Here is a 14,077-nt window from a genome sequence, read left to right as displayed (position 1 = left end):
CATGGGGTTGCGTGCAACGCGCTTCGGCGGAACATGCAACGGCTTGCTGCGTCGTCTTTGTGCAGCGTGATCATGTGGCCTGAATCTTGTAGAGACTGAGTCCTGTAGAGGCTGAGTCCTTGATCAAGGTGATGGCGCCAGGATTCAACCCGGGGCGCTCAGACGTGGTTGCCGTCAGCCGCCGTGGTGGCTCTTCTTCGCTACCTTGGCGTTCGCCTGGGCGTTCGCCGGATAGTGGCGGTCGAACTGCTGGTGGAAGCGCTGGGTCTGATGGCCGCTCAGGATGCGATCGACATCGGCCAGGTAGGCCTTGCGCGCCTTGGCAAGCGCCTTGGCGTCGTGATGGCTCTCTGCGGCCTGACGTTGCTGGCGATAGTGGCGATATTGCTTGTCGAGGGTGGCACGCTGGCTGACGTTCAGGCTGATGCCATCCAGCAGCACGTTCAGCGAGACATCGGCGGCGCTGGCACTGGTCACGCTCAGCGGTGATGCCATCAGCATGACGCTCAGTACGCCGGTACCGATCAGGCGAGTGCGGGAGAGAGCACGACTGGCAGGACTGTGGGACATGACGAATACCTCACTTGTGGCGTAGACCCGCGCTTGAGCAGCAGTAAATGGCTCTCGCTTGGGCAGTGATGACAGTATCCGCCTTAGTTGGACAGCAAGTTCGCACCGTGGGTGCAACAAAAACGCAACCGCCGTCTGTGGTCACAGACGGCGGTTGTCATGTTTCTGAAAGGTTTCGATGCCTGCGTGAGGCGGGGTGTCAGTCCAGCACGTCAGGCTCGAACTTGTAGCCGACCCCATAGATGGAGCGAATCACGTCGCGCTCCGGCCAGACATTGGCGATCTTGCGGCGCAGCTTCTTGACGTGGGAATCCACCGTGCGCTCGGAGACGATGCGGTGGTCGCGGTACATGTGGTCCATCAGCTGATCGCGGGAGAAGATGCGCCCCGGCGACTGCATCATCACCTTGAGCAGCTGGAACTCGACGGCGGTCAGGCCCAGGTCACTGCCATCGGCCAGCGCCTGCCAACCTTCCTCATTGAGCACCAGCTGGCCCTTGTCGGAGGTCTGCGAGAGGGTCTGATCAAGGGCCTGGCTGCGACGCAGCACGGCCTTGATGCGCGCCACCACCTCACGCGGGCTGAAGGGTTTGCAGATGTAGTCATCGGCGCCCAGTTCCAGTCCCAGCAGGCGGTCCACTTCCTCGACCCGCGCGGTCAGCATGACGATGGGCAGCAGGTTGTCCTCGGCCCGCAGCTGACGGCACAGGGTCAGGCCGTCGGTGCCCGGCAGCATGAGGTCCAGCAATACCAGGGCGGGTGTCTCGTCGTTGACCGCCGCGATGACAGCGTTGCCGTCGTCGACATGCCGGGTGCGATACCCGCTGCCGTCCAGATAATCGCACAGCAGGCTTGCGATCTTGGGCTCGTCTTCCACCACCAGAATCAGCGGTTTCTGGGGCTCGGCCCGGGCGTCAGTGGTGTCGGCGTGAACGTCGCTCATGGTCAAGAGTCCTTGCAGATGAAAATGACTGTTTCAAGTAGACAACAGCGGCAGGCGAATGTCCCATCGCAGTCCGCCCAGTGATGACTGGCCCGGCACCAGCTCGCCATCATGGGCACTGACCAGCGCGCTGGCGATCGATAGGCCCAGGCCTGACCCCCCGCTGGAGCGATTGCGCGAGTTCTCGACCCGGTACAGGCGCTCGGTGAGGTGGGCAAGCTCGGCGTCCGGGACGCCGGGGCTTGAATCCTCCCAGCGCACCACCGCCCAGCCGGGGTGGCCGGCGCCATCCCCGGGTGAGGCAGCCTCGCGCAGCAGGCTGACCTTCAACTTGCCGGGCGAGTCGGTGTAGGCGCGGGTGTTGCTGGCCAGGTTGCTCCACAGCTGATGCAGGCGCTGCATGTCGCCCTGCACGCGCAGTGGCAGCTGGATGTCGGTCTCCAGCTGGATACCGCTGTCTTCCAGCCAGCCGCGCAGGTCGTCCAGGCTATCGTTGAGCTGGGCATCCAGCTCCAGCGGCTCGCGCCAGGCTTCCAGGGTGCCGGCGTCGCTCTGGGCCAGCAGGCGCAGGTCCGACACCAGGCGGTTGAGGGCATCCACCTCCTGTTCCAGCGAGCCGAGGCTGTCCTGGCTCATCGGGCGGATACCGTCCTGCATGGCTTCTATCTCGCCCTTGAGCACCGCCAGCGGCGTGCGCAGTTCATGGGAGATATCACTCACCCAGCGCTGGCGGGAATCGCGATTGGTCTCCAGTGTCTGCGCCAGCGCATTGAAGTCACCGGCCAGCCGCGACAGCTCATCTCGCCCGCGCACCGGCAGGCGGGTGGCATAGTCGCCGCTCGATAGACGGCTGGCGCCACTGGCGAGGTCCCGCACCCGGTGGCCCAGCCACCAGGCGATACCGGCCGCCGCCAGCAGCGAGGCGAAGGTGGAGGACAGGATGATGGTGGTCAGATTGCGTGATTGGCGCTCCAGATACTGGTCCTTGCCGCGGCGCAGGAATTCACTCACCGGCAGGTAGCCCAGCTCGCCGATCTTCTCGCCGTCCAGTATCAGGTCCTTGAACTGCATGCCGGGGATGGGGCGTGGCGGCCCATTGAGGCGCTGGCCGCGGGTATCGCGCAGCATGTAGTCCTGGGGGCGATTGAGGTTGGCGCCCGGCGGTATCTCGAATCTGTCCGGCGGCGCCTGGGAATGCACGATGCGCCCCCAGTTGCGCCGGCTCTTCATCCAGTCCCAGTTGCCTTCCGCGGCGTAGGCGCTGACCAGGTCGGACGAGATCAGCTCGATGCGCTCCTGCTGGGTCTGCTCCAGATACTCCGCAAATCCTCTGTCCATGCTGTGGGAGATGAACATGTAGATGCTGCCGCCGATCACGACATTGGTCAGCAGCAGGATCACGAACAGCCGCACGGACAGCCGTGAGCGCCAGGCGGTGATGGCGGGCATCATGAGGGTTGTTCCTCCTGACGCGGGGTGCGGGGCGGCAGCCCCAGCAGGCGTCGCAGGTTGTGCTGCAGGTCTTCCAGCAACAGATAGAGCGAGGGCACCAGGATCAGCAGGATGACCGTCGCGAACAGGATGCCGAAGCCGATGGAGACCGCCATCGGGATCATGAAGCGCGCCTGGCGCGAGGTCTCGAAGATCATCGGCGCCAGGCCGAAGAAGGTGGTCAGTGTCGTCAGCAGGATGGGGCGCAGACGCCGCGTGGCTGCCATGATGATCGCCTCACGCGCGGTGGCGCCGGCCAGACGCTGGCGGTTGGCGTAGTCGATCAGCACCAGGGCGTCGTTGATGACGATGCCCGACAGCGCCAGCATGCCCATCAGGCTGATCACCGACAGGCCATAGCCCATCAGCTGATGGCCGATGACTGCGCCGATCAGGCCAAAGGGAATCGCCGTCATCACCAGCAGCGGCTGCAGATAGCTTCTGAACGGCAAGGCCAGCAGCAGATAGAGTGCCGCCAGCGTCAGCAGCAACGACACCTGCAATGACCCCAGGTTGTCGGCGGTCTCCTCCTGACGCCCGCCATAGCCGATGCTCAGGCTCGGATACTGGCTCTTCAGCTGGGGGTAGACATCGCTTTCCAGACTGGTGATCACCTGACTGACCGCGTCGGATGGAGTCACGTTGGCGGTGACCTCGATCACGCGGCGCCCGTCGATGCGCAGGATGCTGGACGCGGCGCGTCCCTGCTCGATGTCGGCCACCAGCCCCAGGGGGACGCTGACGCCGTTGCCGGTCTGTACGCCGAAGTTCTCCAGCTGGGCGAGGCTTGCGCGCTGGTCTTCGGGCAGCAGCACCTTGACCTCGACCTCATTGCGGCCCTGCTGCTGCTTGAGGGCAGTCGCGCCGGACAGCGGCCCACGCAGCTGGTTGGCCAGGGTGGCGCCATCCAGTCCCAGCGAGCGACCGTAGGCATTGAGCTGCAGATAGAGCTCGCGTTTGCCGTCATCCAGACCGCTGTCGACGTCCGACAGCGAGCTGTAATCCTCAAGTGACGTCGCCAGCGACTCGGCGGCGGCCATCAGCGCGCCACTGTCAGACGAGGACAGGCGGATGGTGAGGCCAGCGCCACGACCCGGGCCGCCGATGTCGGACTCGAACAGCAGCGACTCGGTATTGGCGATGGTGCCGGCTTCCTCACGCCAGGCCGTGATCAGCTGCGAGGGCGACCAGTTGTCCTCCACCGTGGTATCCAGGTTGGCGATGATGCTCAGCGAGTTGCCTTCGATCTCGGCGCTGGTGGAGAAGATCGCGGGGGCGTCGTCGCGCTCGCGGACTCGCTCCAGTGCCTCCAGCAGCAGGGTGCGTACCTCGCGGTCCTGGCTGATCGGGCTGCCCACCGGCAGGTTGGCGGTGACGCCGGCACGGTTGGACTCGACACGCGGCATCAGCGAGAAGCCGAGGCGGCCACTGGCCATCCAGGCCATCGCCAGCACCAGCAGCGCCAGGCCGCAGATGGCGGTCAGGCCGCGATAGTTCAGGCACCCCTCGAGGAAGGGCTGGAAGCGGCGTCGCGTGAAGCGCTCGAGGCCGTGCTGAACGCCATGGCGCACGCGGTCCAGCGGTGCCAGCCAGCGGATCGGCTTCTCGCTGGTGTGACCCAGGTGTGCGGGCAGGATGAAGATCGCCTCGATCCAGCTCAGCGCGAAGATGCTGATCACCACCAGCGGGATGATGCCGAACACCAGCCCGAGGAAGCCGGGCAGGAACAGCAGCGGAATGAAGGCGACGATGTTGGACAGGATCGAGAACGCCAGCGGCACCGCGATCTCGCGCGCGCCGAGAATGGCGGCTTCGCGCATGCTGGCGCCGCGCTCGCGGTGCGAGTGGATGTTCTCGCCGACGATGATGGCGTCATCGACCACTATGCCCAGCGCGATGATGAAGGCGAACATCGAGATCATGTTGATGGACACGCCGACCAGCGGCAGGAACAGCATCGCGCCGAGGAAGGCGGTGGGGATGCCCAGCGTGACCCAGAAGGCGAGACGCGCCTCGAGGAACAGCCCCAGCAGCACCAGTACCAGCACCAGCCCCATCCAGGCATTCTTGAGCAGCAGCTCCAGACGGTCCTGATAGACCAGCGAGTCATCGTCCTCGACGCTCAGCGTCAGACCGCGCGGCAGGCTGGCGGTCAATTGCGGCAGCATCGCCATGGTCGCGGCGGACAGTTCGTTGGGTGTCTGGGAGCCGACCTGATAGATGTCCAGGCCAATCGCCGGTTCGCCGTCGTAGAGCACTTCCTTGTCGCTGTCGGCGAAGCCATCGGTGACGGTGGCGATATCGCCCAGACGCACGACATTGCCTTCCTGGCTGGAGATCACCGGCAGCTGCGCGAACTCGGCGGCGCCGTCGCGACGTGCCTCATAGCGCACCAGGTATTCGCCCTGCTGGGTGTCGAGGCTGCCCCCGGCCAGGTTGAGCGCCTGATTGCCGATCAGGCCGGCGATATCCTGATGCGACAGGCCATAGCGGCGCAGCGCGCCTTCTTCCAGTGCGACATGCACCTCGCGGTCACGGATGCCGGTCAGCTCCACCTTGGTGATGTCGTCACTGTCGAGCAGGCTCAGGCGCAGACGCTCGGCGACATTGCGCAGGGTCTGGTCATCGGTCTGGCCATGCAGCTTGAGCTCCATCACGCTGCGCGAGCGGCCCGCCAGCGAGTAGACGGGCGGATCGGATTCATCGGGCAGGGTGGTGATACTGTCGATGGCCTGCTGGATGTCCTGATAGGCGCGCATGGTCTCGACGCCGTCCTGCAGCTCGATGGACAGCGAGCCGAGGCCTTCCTCGGCGGTGGCGGTGATCTCCTCGATGCCCTCCACGTCCTGCACCGCGGACTCCATCGCCTGCAACAGGCTTTCGGAGACCTCATCCGGCGTGGCGCCGGAATAGCTGACGCTGACGTTGATGATCTCGAGTTCGAAGGAGGGGAAGACCTCCTTCTTGATCTGACTGGACATCAGCAGGCCGCCGAGAATCAGACACAGCATCAGCAGGTTGGCGGCGACGCCGTGATCGTGCATCCAGCGGATGGGGCCCTTGAGGCGCGACTGTGCCGTCATGAGTCACTTCCGGCGGTCGTGGTGTTCTGGTCGGCAACCTTGGCGTTCTTGTCGCCAGCCGCCGTGTCCTTCTCGACTGTCGCGGTGCTCTTGTCGCCAGCCGTCGTCTTGTCGTCAGTCGCCTTGGCATCTGCCGCCTGGGCGGTCGGCGTCGGCGTCGACGTAGGCGCATCATCACGCGCGCGCAGGGCCATGCCGGCTTCGACGCTGCTCAGGGAGCTTGTGATGACGCGTTCGCCGTCCACCAGGCCGTCGGCGACCAGCAGGGTGTCATTGCCCAGATGGCGCACGCCTACCGAGCGCTTCTCGAGATGACCGTCCTGCGTCAGCACCCAGACCCGCTGGCCGCTGCGCAGTGCACTGATCGGCAGTTCGATCAGCGAGGCGGTGCGCTGGGGTGTCAGGGTCGCCTCGACCACATCGCCGATGCGCAGTGCCGGGGTGCTGGCGCGCGCCTCCTCGGAGACATTGAGCGCCAGCGGGTCTTCCACCGCCACCATCACCTGGGTCAGCAGGCCGTTGTCTTCCAGCGACGGCAATACGCTCCACACTTCGCCACGGCGATGCTGGCCATCCGGCCATGCCTTGCTCGAGAGCAATACCGGCGTGCCCTGGCCATCACGGGCGTGGGTCGAGAGCCACTCCATGTCGGCCTGCGGCAGATTGAGGCGCACCCAGAAGCGGTCGGTGGCCACCAGCGTCAACAGGTCAGTGAAGGCGTTGAGGTCACTGCCTTCGCCGACCAGACGCTCGCTGATCAGACCGTCGTAGGGGGCGCGAATCTCGGTGCGTGCCAGATTGAGCCTTGCCTGATCGCGGCTGGCGCGGGCGCTTTCCACGGCGGCCTGGGCCGACTTGAGCTGAGGCTCGCGCAGGACCAGCGCTTTCTGGGCCGCCGGCAGGTTGCGACCGAAGGTCTTGTATTCCGAGGCGGCGCGGATCTGCTCGCCCTTTTCAGAGGCGAGGCTGGCTTCTGCCGTGGCGAGATCCGCCTCGGCCTGACGCAGTGCCAGCTGATAATCCAGTTGATCGAGACTGGCCAACAGCTGATTCTCGCGGACCTCGCGGCCGGCCTCGATGCCTTCGGGGAAGGGCGCCAGCTGACCGCTGACGCGCGTGGAGACCGTGGTCTGACGATCGGCGATCACGCGACCGAAGCCCTCAAGCGTCGGGGCGTTGGCAGCGTGGCTGACCGTCACTACCTCGACCGTGGGCGCAGGCGCCTCGCTGGGGGCGCGCTTCGGCGCACCGGGGCGATGATTCATCCACCAGGCGGCCAGCGCGATCGCCAGGGCGAGAATGATCAGCGCCAGCAGGCGCATCCAGATCAGGCGCCGCGAGGACGGTGCGGGGCGGCCGTCAGGGGCGGGCGACGCGGAAGACGACGCTGGCGTCTCAGGGCTATGGTCCATGCGGACTCCGAACGAAAAGTGACTGGCCTGATGCGCAGCCGTCTTCTGGCCAGTCGCTGTGGCGTCGGTCAGAGCGGGCGGTGGATCATGGCCATGAAAGGCAGACGAATGGGTGGATGATCGCATGATGCCATTCAGGCGCAATGCCAAAATGGGAAATAGCGTGCAACAAACGCAATCTGCCATTGCGTGATTGGCACCCCACAAAAAAAGCTGCCACTCGAAGTGGCAGCTTTTCATGAGTGCGCCGGGCGGGCGGCGTCTCTGACGGATGAATCGCGCTATCAGCCTGGCTGAACCGCGTGGGCAGGCCAGATTTCAGTAGTTGAAATAGTTGAAATAGTTGAACTGGATAAACTAGAGGAACAGGCCGATCAGCAGCGCCATGCAGACCCCGATCACGCCGATCAGGGTCTCCATTACCGTCCAGCTCTTCAGCGTTTCCTTCTCGGTGAGGCCGAAGTAGCGGCTGACCAGCCAGAAGCCGGAGTCATTGACGTGACTGAGCACGGTGGCACCACTGGCGATGGCGATCACCACCAGGCCCAGCACCGGGCCTGACAGCGCCAGCGTATCGATCACCGGGGCCATCAGGCCGGCGGCGGTGATCATCGCCACGGTGGCCGAGCCCTGGATGACACGGACGGCGGTGGCGATCAGGAAGGCAAGCAGGATCGGCGGCAGATTGCTGTCGGCCATCAGGTTGCCGAGCACGTCACCGACCCCGGAATCGATCAGCATCTGCTTGAAGACGCCGCCCGCGCCGGTGACCAGGATGATGATGCCGGCGGGTTCGAGTGCCTTGGTGGCGACTTCCATCACCTGTTCGCGCGTCATGCCACGGCGCGTGCCCAGCAGGGTGAAGGCCATCAGGGTGGCCAGACTCAGCGCCACGAACGGATGGCCGAGGAAGCCCAGCCAGCCGACCAGCGGGCTGTCGTCACCGAACAGGAAGCCCGAGACGGTGTTGAGCACGATCAGCGCCAGCGGCAGCAGTACGATGGACAGGATCAGACCGAAGCCCGGGGCGCGCTGATTGACCTCTTCATCGCTCATCACGCTGCCGGTATTTTCCATGTAATCCGGGATCCTGGCGTCGATGCGCGCCGCGATGAAGCGACCGAAGATCGGCCCCGCGACGATCATCGCCGGCAGGCCACACAGCGCCCCGAACAGGATGACGTAGCCGAGATCGGCACCGATCAGCTTGGCGACCGCGATCGGTCCCGGCGTCGGCGGAATGAAGGAGTGCGTCACAGCCAGACCGGCGAGCAGCGGGATGCCGTAATAGAGCAGCGAGCGGCCGCTGCGACGCGCCAGTGCGTAGACCAGCGGCACCAGAATGATGAAGGCGACATCCAGGAATACCGGAATCGCGACCAGGAAGCCGGTCAGCGCCAGCGCCCATTGCGAGCGTGAGGTGCCGAATCGCCCCAGCAGGGTGTTGGCCATGCGATCGACACCGCCGGACACTTCCAGCATCTTGCCGAACATCGCGCCGAGACCGACCACGGTGGCAACGAAGCCCAGGGTGTTGCCCATGCCGTTGGTGACGGAGTCGATGATGGTGTCGGGCTGCATGCCGGTGGCCAGTCCGACCCCCAGACTCACCACCAGCAGGGCAACGAAGGCATGCAGGCGCAGGCGCATGACGAGGTAAAGCAGCAGCAGGATGCCGCCGAGGGCGGCAAGGACGAGGGTGCTATCTGGGGACATGATGGCGAACTCTTGCGGCTGGCAACGGCGTGATCATCCGCCATTGCCCAAAGGCGTATTGTGTGAGGCGTCGTGGGTCGTGCAGGATGGAAGTTACCGGTAACATTAACGCTTACGCAATGATCCGAAAGGTGCATGAGGGGCAAAAGACGGTCGCGTCTGGCAGCAGATTGTCCGCCAACGGGCGGTCGCTCAGCGCGCGACAGCCGTCCCGAGGCGCCGGGCAAGGGATTGATCGGCTACATCGGGTACGCTGGTGGGGCCATCGTTTTCATTCAGGGGGAGAGGGTTTTCATGCAGCAGCAGGCAGAAGGAGCATCAGCGGTCGCGTCGATGCCGACCAGGTCAGAGGCTCTGGCCGCTCAGGGTGGCGTGCGTCTGGTGGTCATGGGGGTGTCGGGCTGTGGCAAGTCGCATGTCGGGCAGCAGCTGGCGGCGTGCCTGGGCGCGCAGTTCATCGATGGCGACGATTATCACGGTGAGGCCAACGTGGCCAAGATGGCGCGCGGCATCCCGCTGGATGATGACGATCGCCACGGCTGGCTGGCCCGTCTGGCCGAGCTGATCGAGGCGGCGCGTCGCGACGGGCGCAGTCTGGTACTGGCCTGCTCGTCCTTGAAGCGACGTTATCGGGATCAACTGCGTGGCGGGGACCCCGCGCTGGGCTTCGTATTTCTCGAAGGCACGCGCGAGCTGCTGCTGGAACGCCTCGAGGCGCGAACCGATCATTTCTTCAAGGGCGCTGACATGCTCGACAATCAGCTGGCGACGCTCGAGGTGCCCGGCGACGACGAAGGGCGCATCCATACCCTCGATATCAGCGCCACGCCGCAGGCGCTGGTCGAGAGTGTCTGTCAGCAGGTCCTCGACGCGCCAGAGCGCTAGTCAGTCGCCGGGCGTATCACGCGGACAGGCTGCTGCCACGTATTACGAGGAGAAAGTATCATGGCGCCAGGCTGCCACCTTTCTGCAGACTGAAGCCCAGATCTTCCCACAGGCCGTGGGGCGTGGCGTCGAGATCACCGCTCAAGCGCGCCAACAGCAGAGCGGCGGCGCGCTCGCCGATCTCGCGGCGTGGCGTGACCACGCTGGCCAGCGGCGGCCAGGTGCCGCGGGTCATCTCCAGACCGTTGAAGCCGGCCAGTGCCAGCTGGTCGGGCACCGACAGGCCGCGGCGTTGACACTCGAACAGCCCGCCGGCCGCCAGGTCGTCATTGCAGCAGAACACGGCCTGGGTCTCGGGCCAGCGGGTCAGCATCTCATCGAGCAGCTCGCCGCCCATGCGCACGCTGGAGGGCGCATCGGTGGTCAACAGCGCCTGCTGCGACAGGCCGGCGGCCTCCATTGCTGCACGCCAGCCGCCCAGGCGCTGTTCGACGCGGCGGTCCATGCGCGCGCCGAGAAAGCCGATATGGCGATGCCCCAGGGCGATCATGGCCTCGGTCATCGCGCGGCCAGCGGCGTGCTGGTCCAGTCCTACCGCCATGTCGAGCGGCGTCTCGCGTTTCTCCATGCATTCCACCACCGCACAGCCCGAGCGCGCGATCATCTCGCGGGTACGAGGGCTATGGCGACTGCCGCACAGCACCAGCCCGTCGATGCCGAAGGAGAGCCAGGTCTCGATCAGGCGCTCCTCTTCCTGCATCGAATAGCCGGTATGGCCGATCAGCAGCTGATAGCCCGCGGCGGCCAGCGGGGCTTCCAGGCCGCGATGCAGCTCCGAGAATACGGCGTTGGAGAGCGAAGGAATCAGCAGCGCGATCAGCCGCGAGTGACCACTGGCGAGGCTGCCGGCCTGACGATTGGGCATGTAACCCAGCTCGCGGGCACATTCGGTTACCCGCTCGCGCATCGCGGCGGACACCTTCTCGGGCTGATTGAGCGCGCGCGACACCGTGACCTTGGTGACGCCCAGTCGGGCGGCGATATCGGCCAGGGTGACGCGCTTGAGGCGGGAAGCTTTGTGTGGCTGAGAGGGCATGGACATTCAAGCGGCTGCGAAGGAGGACAAGAGTGTCCCTGTTAAGGCGGCCCGGGAGCAAGCCTTGCCCGACGGATCAGACGTGACTCAGCGAGAGCAGGAACAGAATCATCGGCGGCGCCGCCAGCGACAACAGGAAGCCCGAGACGACGGCAACCGGGACGCAGGCCACGCCGCCGGTCTGCTGGATCACCGGTAGCGTGAAGTCCATCGAGGTGGCCCCGCCGATGCCGATGGCCAGCGGCGTGTAGCGCTGGATGGTCAGGGGGATCAGCACGAAGGCCAGCAGCTCGCGCGCCAGATCATTGAAGAAGGCGGCGCCGCCGAGAATCGGGCCGAGCTGGTCGCCGACCAGGATCCCCGACAGGGAGTACCAGCCGAAGCCAGCCGAGATCGCCATGCCTTGATTCCACTCCAGCGCCAGCAGAGGCGCCGCCAGCAGGCCGCCGAGCAGCGAACTGGCCATCACCGTCAGCGCGATGACCAGGCCGTGTCGATTGAGCAGTATCTGGCGCAGGCTCATGCCGGAGCTTCTGAGCTGGCAGCCGATCAGCGCCAGCAGCACATAGAGAGCCCATTCGGCGAGGGTGTCGGTATCAAGCTGGGTGCCGATGGTCTTGAGCAGCACGCCGGCGCCGACGCCGAGCGCGACCACGGCGGCAAGGGTCAATGAGCCGGACAGCGCCTGCCAGCGGGTCATCGGTGCGCCATCCACCGCCTGGGCGGGATTGGCGCGCAGCGGGCTGCGGCGCGACAGCCACCACAGCGCCAGCAGATTCAGCGGCGTGATGATGGCGAACAGCGTCAGCGCCTGCCCGCTCATGGCGGCCATGCCGACACTCAACTGCTCCAGCGCCGCCAGCCCCATGCCCATCAGGAACAGGATGAGATAGATGGAGGCATTGACCAGGCGGTTGACCACCGCCAGGCGATCAGGATCGGTGAGGCGTACCAGGTAGCCGAGTATCAGCGGCAGCAGAATGAAGATGAGACCTGACAGCATGACCCTTCCCTGGCGTTGCCACCCGGACAACAGGGGTGGCGCAAGTGGTTGATTGGCGGTGAATACCGCCGAAGGGCCTTACTATATCGGTTGGCGTGGAGTCTGGATAACCCCGCTAGCACCATTGCGCGAGAGACTTGCTGATGGTGTATCAGCGGGGCTTATGATCAGCCGCTTAAGAGGTGGGAGCTGTCATCACTGGCGGGCGCTGCTCAGCTGGTTGAGGGTCAGATGAGCCGAGCGCGGCGGTACCTCGCCGTGGCGGTTGCCGTCCTGGTCCATGACGTCTTCGTAGTCGAGGTAATCGAGGCCGACCATCAGGCCCGGCCAGCGCGGCGCCAGCCAGATACGGTAGTGCTTGTGCTCACGATGCTTGCGCCACGCCTCGATACGCAGGGTGCGGAAGGTGCGCTGTGCCGCCTGGCGCGTTTCCTGGCCCTGGATCTCGTACATCAGGGTGCGCTGGCGACCCTTGTGGTCGAGATAGTCCAGTGAGCAGGGCGTCGCGGCCAGACAGGCCTGCTCGCTCCATTGGCTGTCAACCTGCTGGCTCAGCAGTACCAGCAGGCTCTGACGGTCAGGCAGGCGGGTATCGCCTGGCTCCGGTGCTTCCCGGTTGTAGTCCTTGCCGATGCCGGCCAGCCGATAGCCGGAACGATAGCCCTCGGGCAGCAGGCGATCCTCCGCGAACGTGAAGCGGCCCTGCTCATAGCCACTGGCGACCTTGATGGAGGCCTCCATGCTGGCGATGTACAGCTCGCCGCTCTGGCTGACGCGCTGGGTGATGGGCACGTCCGGCCAGCCTTCCAGCACCAGGGTGTAGTGGGCGGTGAAGGGCACCGGCGCGATGCTGGCGACAGGCGCCAGGGGCGCCTCCGGGCTGACAGCGGCCTCATCGCTGGCCGCTTGTGCACTGCCCGCCAGCAGCAGGAGCGCCCCCAGACCTGCGCGGCACAGTCGCTGCCATGCCGAAGGCCGGTCAGCGCGTGTGGCGGTGCAAGCGTCGCGACACGTAGGGGCTTGAGAGACGTGAGACAAGGCGGAAGATGGCAGGGTCATGGTGACTCCCGAGATCGGCACTGGAGCCGTGGCCTGTGGATGGGGTGTCGAGCGGTCAGGCAGCGACGGGGCAGAGCGACTGTACATGATGATGTAATGATGTTGAGGCGATCCACAATCAAGCCAACGCCCGTCAGGCGGTCACGACGATATTTCAGCGCTTGCTCATGTGCAATGGATAGGTACTCTGTAACAGCCTTGTCCTTCCGCCGCGCGCGGCGCGTACCTAGACGTTGGGTCCAATCAGGAGATCATCATGGCCAGCATTGTCATCATTGCCGGGGATTTTGTAGAAGATTATGAGCTGATGGTGCCGTTCCAGGCGCTGCAGGCGATGGGGCATCGCGTGGATGTCGTCTGCCCGGACAAGACGGAAGGCGATATCGTCAAGACCGCCATCCACGACTTCGAGGGCGACCAGACCTATACCGAGAAGCCGGGCCACAACTTCGCGCTCAACGCCAGCTTCGCCGAGATCGCCGTCGAGAGTTACGACGCGCTGCTGATCCCCGGTGGCCGTGCCCCCGAGTATCTGCGTCTGGATGAGCGTGTGCTGACGATGGTGCGTCACTTCGTCGAGGCCGACAAGCCCATCGCCGCCGTCTGTCATGGTCCGCAGCTCTTGGCCGCCGCCATGTCGCTGGAAGGCCATCGCGTCAGCGCCTATCCGGCCTGCGCCCCTGAGGTGAAGCTGGCGGGCGGTGAGTTCGTGTCGCTGGAAGTGACCGACGCCGTGACCTCCGGCAAGCTGGTGACCGCACCGGCCTGGCCGGCGCATCCGGAATGGCTGCGTCAGTTCCAGGCGCTGCTGGTGTGATG

At 65.3% G+C, this 14,077-nt stretch carries 11 protein-coding genes; 2 read left to right on the top strand and 9 right to left on the bottom strand.

The window, feature by feature from the left end:
- Positions 1-174 precede the first annotated feature (174 nt).
- The 6 genes from CDPAHKCJ_RS11920 to CDPAHKCJ_RS11895 form a co-directional block, all read right to left on the bottom strand.
- Positions 175-570 carry a hypothetical protein gene (locus tag CDPAHKCJ_RS11920; protein ID WP_166019995.1) on the bottom strand — a complete coding sequence of 132 codons (396 nt, stop codon included), beginning with the start codon at positions 568-570 and terminating at the stop codon, positions 175-177.
- A 199-nt stretch (positions 571-769) separates the two neighbouring features.
- Positions 770-1,513 carry a response regulator gene (locus CDPAHKCJ_RS11915; protein WP_166019994.1) on the bottom strand — a complete coding sequence of 248 codons (744 nt, stop codon included), beginning with the start codon at positions 1,511-1,513 and terminating at the stop codon, positions 770-772.
- 33 nt (positions 1,514-1,546) lie between these two features.
- Complete coding sequence (locus tag CDPAHKCJ_RS11910; protein WP_166019993.1) at positions 1,547-2,965, bottom strand: ATP-binding protein; 1,419 nt, start codon at positions 2,963-2,965, stop codon at positions 1,547-1,549.
- On the bottom strand, positions 2,962-6,087 hold the full coding sequence (locus CDPAHKCJ_RS11905) for an efflux RND transporter permease subunit (RefSeq protein WP_240916789.1): 3,126 nt from the start codon (positions 6,085-6,087) through the stop codon (positions 2,962-2,964). The genes CDPAHKCJ_RS11910 and CDPAHKCJ_RS11905 overlap by 4 nt, the downstream gene beginning before the upstream one ends.
- Positions 6,084-7,499: an efflux RND transporter periplasmic adaptor subunit gene (locus tag CDPAHKCJ_RS11900; protein ID WP_166019992.1), complete on the bottom strand. Its 1,416-nt coding sequence runs from the start codon at positions 7,497-7,499 to the stop codon at positions 6,084-6,086. Before CDPAHKCJ_RS11900 ends, CDPAHKCJ_RS11905 begins: the two co-directional genes overlap by 4 nt.
- Before the next feature lie 357 nt (positions 7,500-7,856).
- The gene (locus tag CDPAHKCJ_RS11895; protein WP_166019991.1) at positions 7,857-9,215 is read right to left on the bottom strand and encodes a gluconate:H+ symporter; all 1,359 of its coding nucleotides are present in this window, start codon (positions 9,213-9,215) and stop codon (positions 7,857-7,859) included.
- 333 nt (positions 9,216-9,548) lie between these two features.
- On the opposite strand from CDPAHKCJ_RS11895, the gene CDPAHKCJ_RS11890 reads away from it, so the two are divergent.
- The gene (locus tag CDPAHKCJ_RS11890; RefSeq protein ID WP_166019990.1) at positions 9,549-10,100 is read left to right on the top strand and encodes a gluconokinase; all 552 of its coding nucleotides are present in this window, start codon (positions 9,549-9,551) and stop codon (positions 10,098-10,100) included.
- A gap of 58 nt (positions 10,101-10,158) precedes the next feature.
- On the opposite strand, the gene CDPAHKCJ_RS11885 is transcribed toward CDPAHKCJ_RS11890, so the two are convergent.
- The 3 genes from CDPAHKCJ_RS11885 to CDPAHKCJ_RS11875 form a co-directional block, all read right to left on the bottom strand.
- A complete protein-coding gene (locus CDPAHKCJ_RS11885; protein WP_166019989.1) occupies positions 10,159-11,196 on the bottom strand; it encodes a LacI family DNA-binding transcriptional regulator in 1,038 nt (345 codons plus the stop codon).
- 76 nt (positions 11,197-11,272) lie between these two features.
- The gene (locus CDPAHKCJ_RS11880; protein WP_166019988.1) at positions 11,273-12,199 is read right to left on the bottom strand and encodes a lysine exporter LysO family protein; all 927 of its coding nucleotides are present in this window, start codon (positions 12,197-12,199) and stop codon (positions 11,273-11,275) included.
- A 195-nt stretch (positions 12,200-12,394) separates the two neighbouring features.
- Positions 12,395-13,258: a hypothetical protein gene (locus CDPAHKCJ_RS11875; protein ID WP_166019987.1), complete on the bottom strand. Its 864-nt coding sequence runs from the start codon at positions 13,256-13,258 to the stop codon at positions 12,395-12,397.
- A gap of 256 nt (positions 13,259-13,514) precedes the next feature.
- On the opposite strand from CDPAHKCJ_RS11875, the gene CDPAHKCJ_RS11870 reads away from it, so the two are divergent.
- Complete coding sequence (locus CDPAHKCJ_RS11870; protein ID WP_166019986.1) at positions 13,515-14,075, top strand: DJ-1/PfpI family protein; 561 nt, start codon at positions 13,515-13,517, stop codon at positions 14,073-14,075.
- Positions 14,076-14,077: the final 2 nt, after the last annotated feature.

Source organism: Cobetia sp. MB87, assembly GCF_011319755.1.
Classification (GTDB): Bacteria; Pseudomonadota; Gammaproteobacteria; order Pseudomonadales; family Halomonadaceae; genus Cobetia.
Note: the sequence above shows the minus strand (reverse complement) of the source record. Positions and strands in the feature narration are given on the sequence as shown.

Coding starts and splice junctions, on each gene's coding strand:
- CDPAHKCJ_RS11920 (WP_166019995.1), bottom strand. CDS start 570: ATGTCCCACAGTCCTGCCAGTCGTGCTCTCTCCCGCACTCGCCTGATC.
- CDPAHKCJ_RS11915 (WP_166019994.1), bottom strand. CDS start 1,513: ATGAGCGACGTTCACGCCGACACCACTGACGCCCGGGCCGAGCCCCAG.
- CDPAHKCJ_RS11910 (WP_166019993.1), bottom strand. CDS start 2,965: ATGATGCCCGCCATCACCGCCTGGCGCTCACGGCTGTCCGTGCGGCTG.
- CDPAHKCJ_RS11905 (WP_240916789.1), bottom strand. CDS start 6,087: ATGACGGCACAGTCGCGCCTCAAGGGCCCCATCCGCTGGATGCACGAT.
- CDPAHKCJ_RS11900 (WP_166019992.1), bottom strand. CDS start 7,499: ATGGACCATAGCCCTGAGACGCCAGCGTCGTCTTCCGCGTCGCCCGCC.
- CDPAHKCJ_RS11895 (WP_166019991.1), bottom strand. CDS start 9,215: ATGTCCCCAGATAGCACCCTCGTCCTTGCCGCCCTCGGCGGCATCCTG.
- CDPAHKCJ_RS11890 (WP_166019990.1), top strand. CDS start 9,549: ATGCCGACCAGGTCAGAGGCTCTGGCCGCTCAGGGTGGCGTGCGTCTG.
- CDPAHKCJ_RS11885 (WP_166019989.1), bottom strand. CDS start 11,196: ATGCCCTCTCAGCCACACAAAGCTTCCCGCCTCAAGCGCGTCACCCTG.
- CDPAHKCJ_RS11880 (WP_166019988.1), bottom strand. CDS start 12,199: ATGCTGTCAGGTCTCATCTTCATTCTGCTGCCGCTGATACTCGGCTAC.
- CDPAHKCJ_RS11875 (WP_166019987.1), bottom strand. CDS start 13,258: ATGACCCTGCCATCTTCCGCCTTGTCTCACGTCTCTCAAGCCCCTACG.
- CDPAHKCJ_RS11870 (WP_166019986.1), top strand. CDS start 13,515: ATGGCCAGCATTGTCATCATTGCCGGGGATTTTGTAGAAGATTATGAG.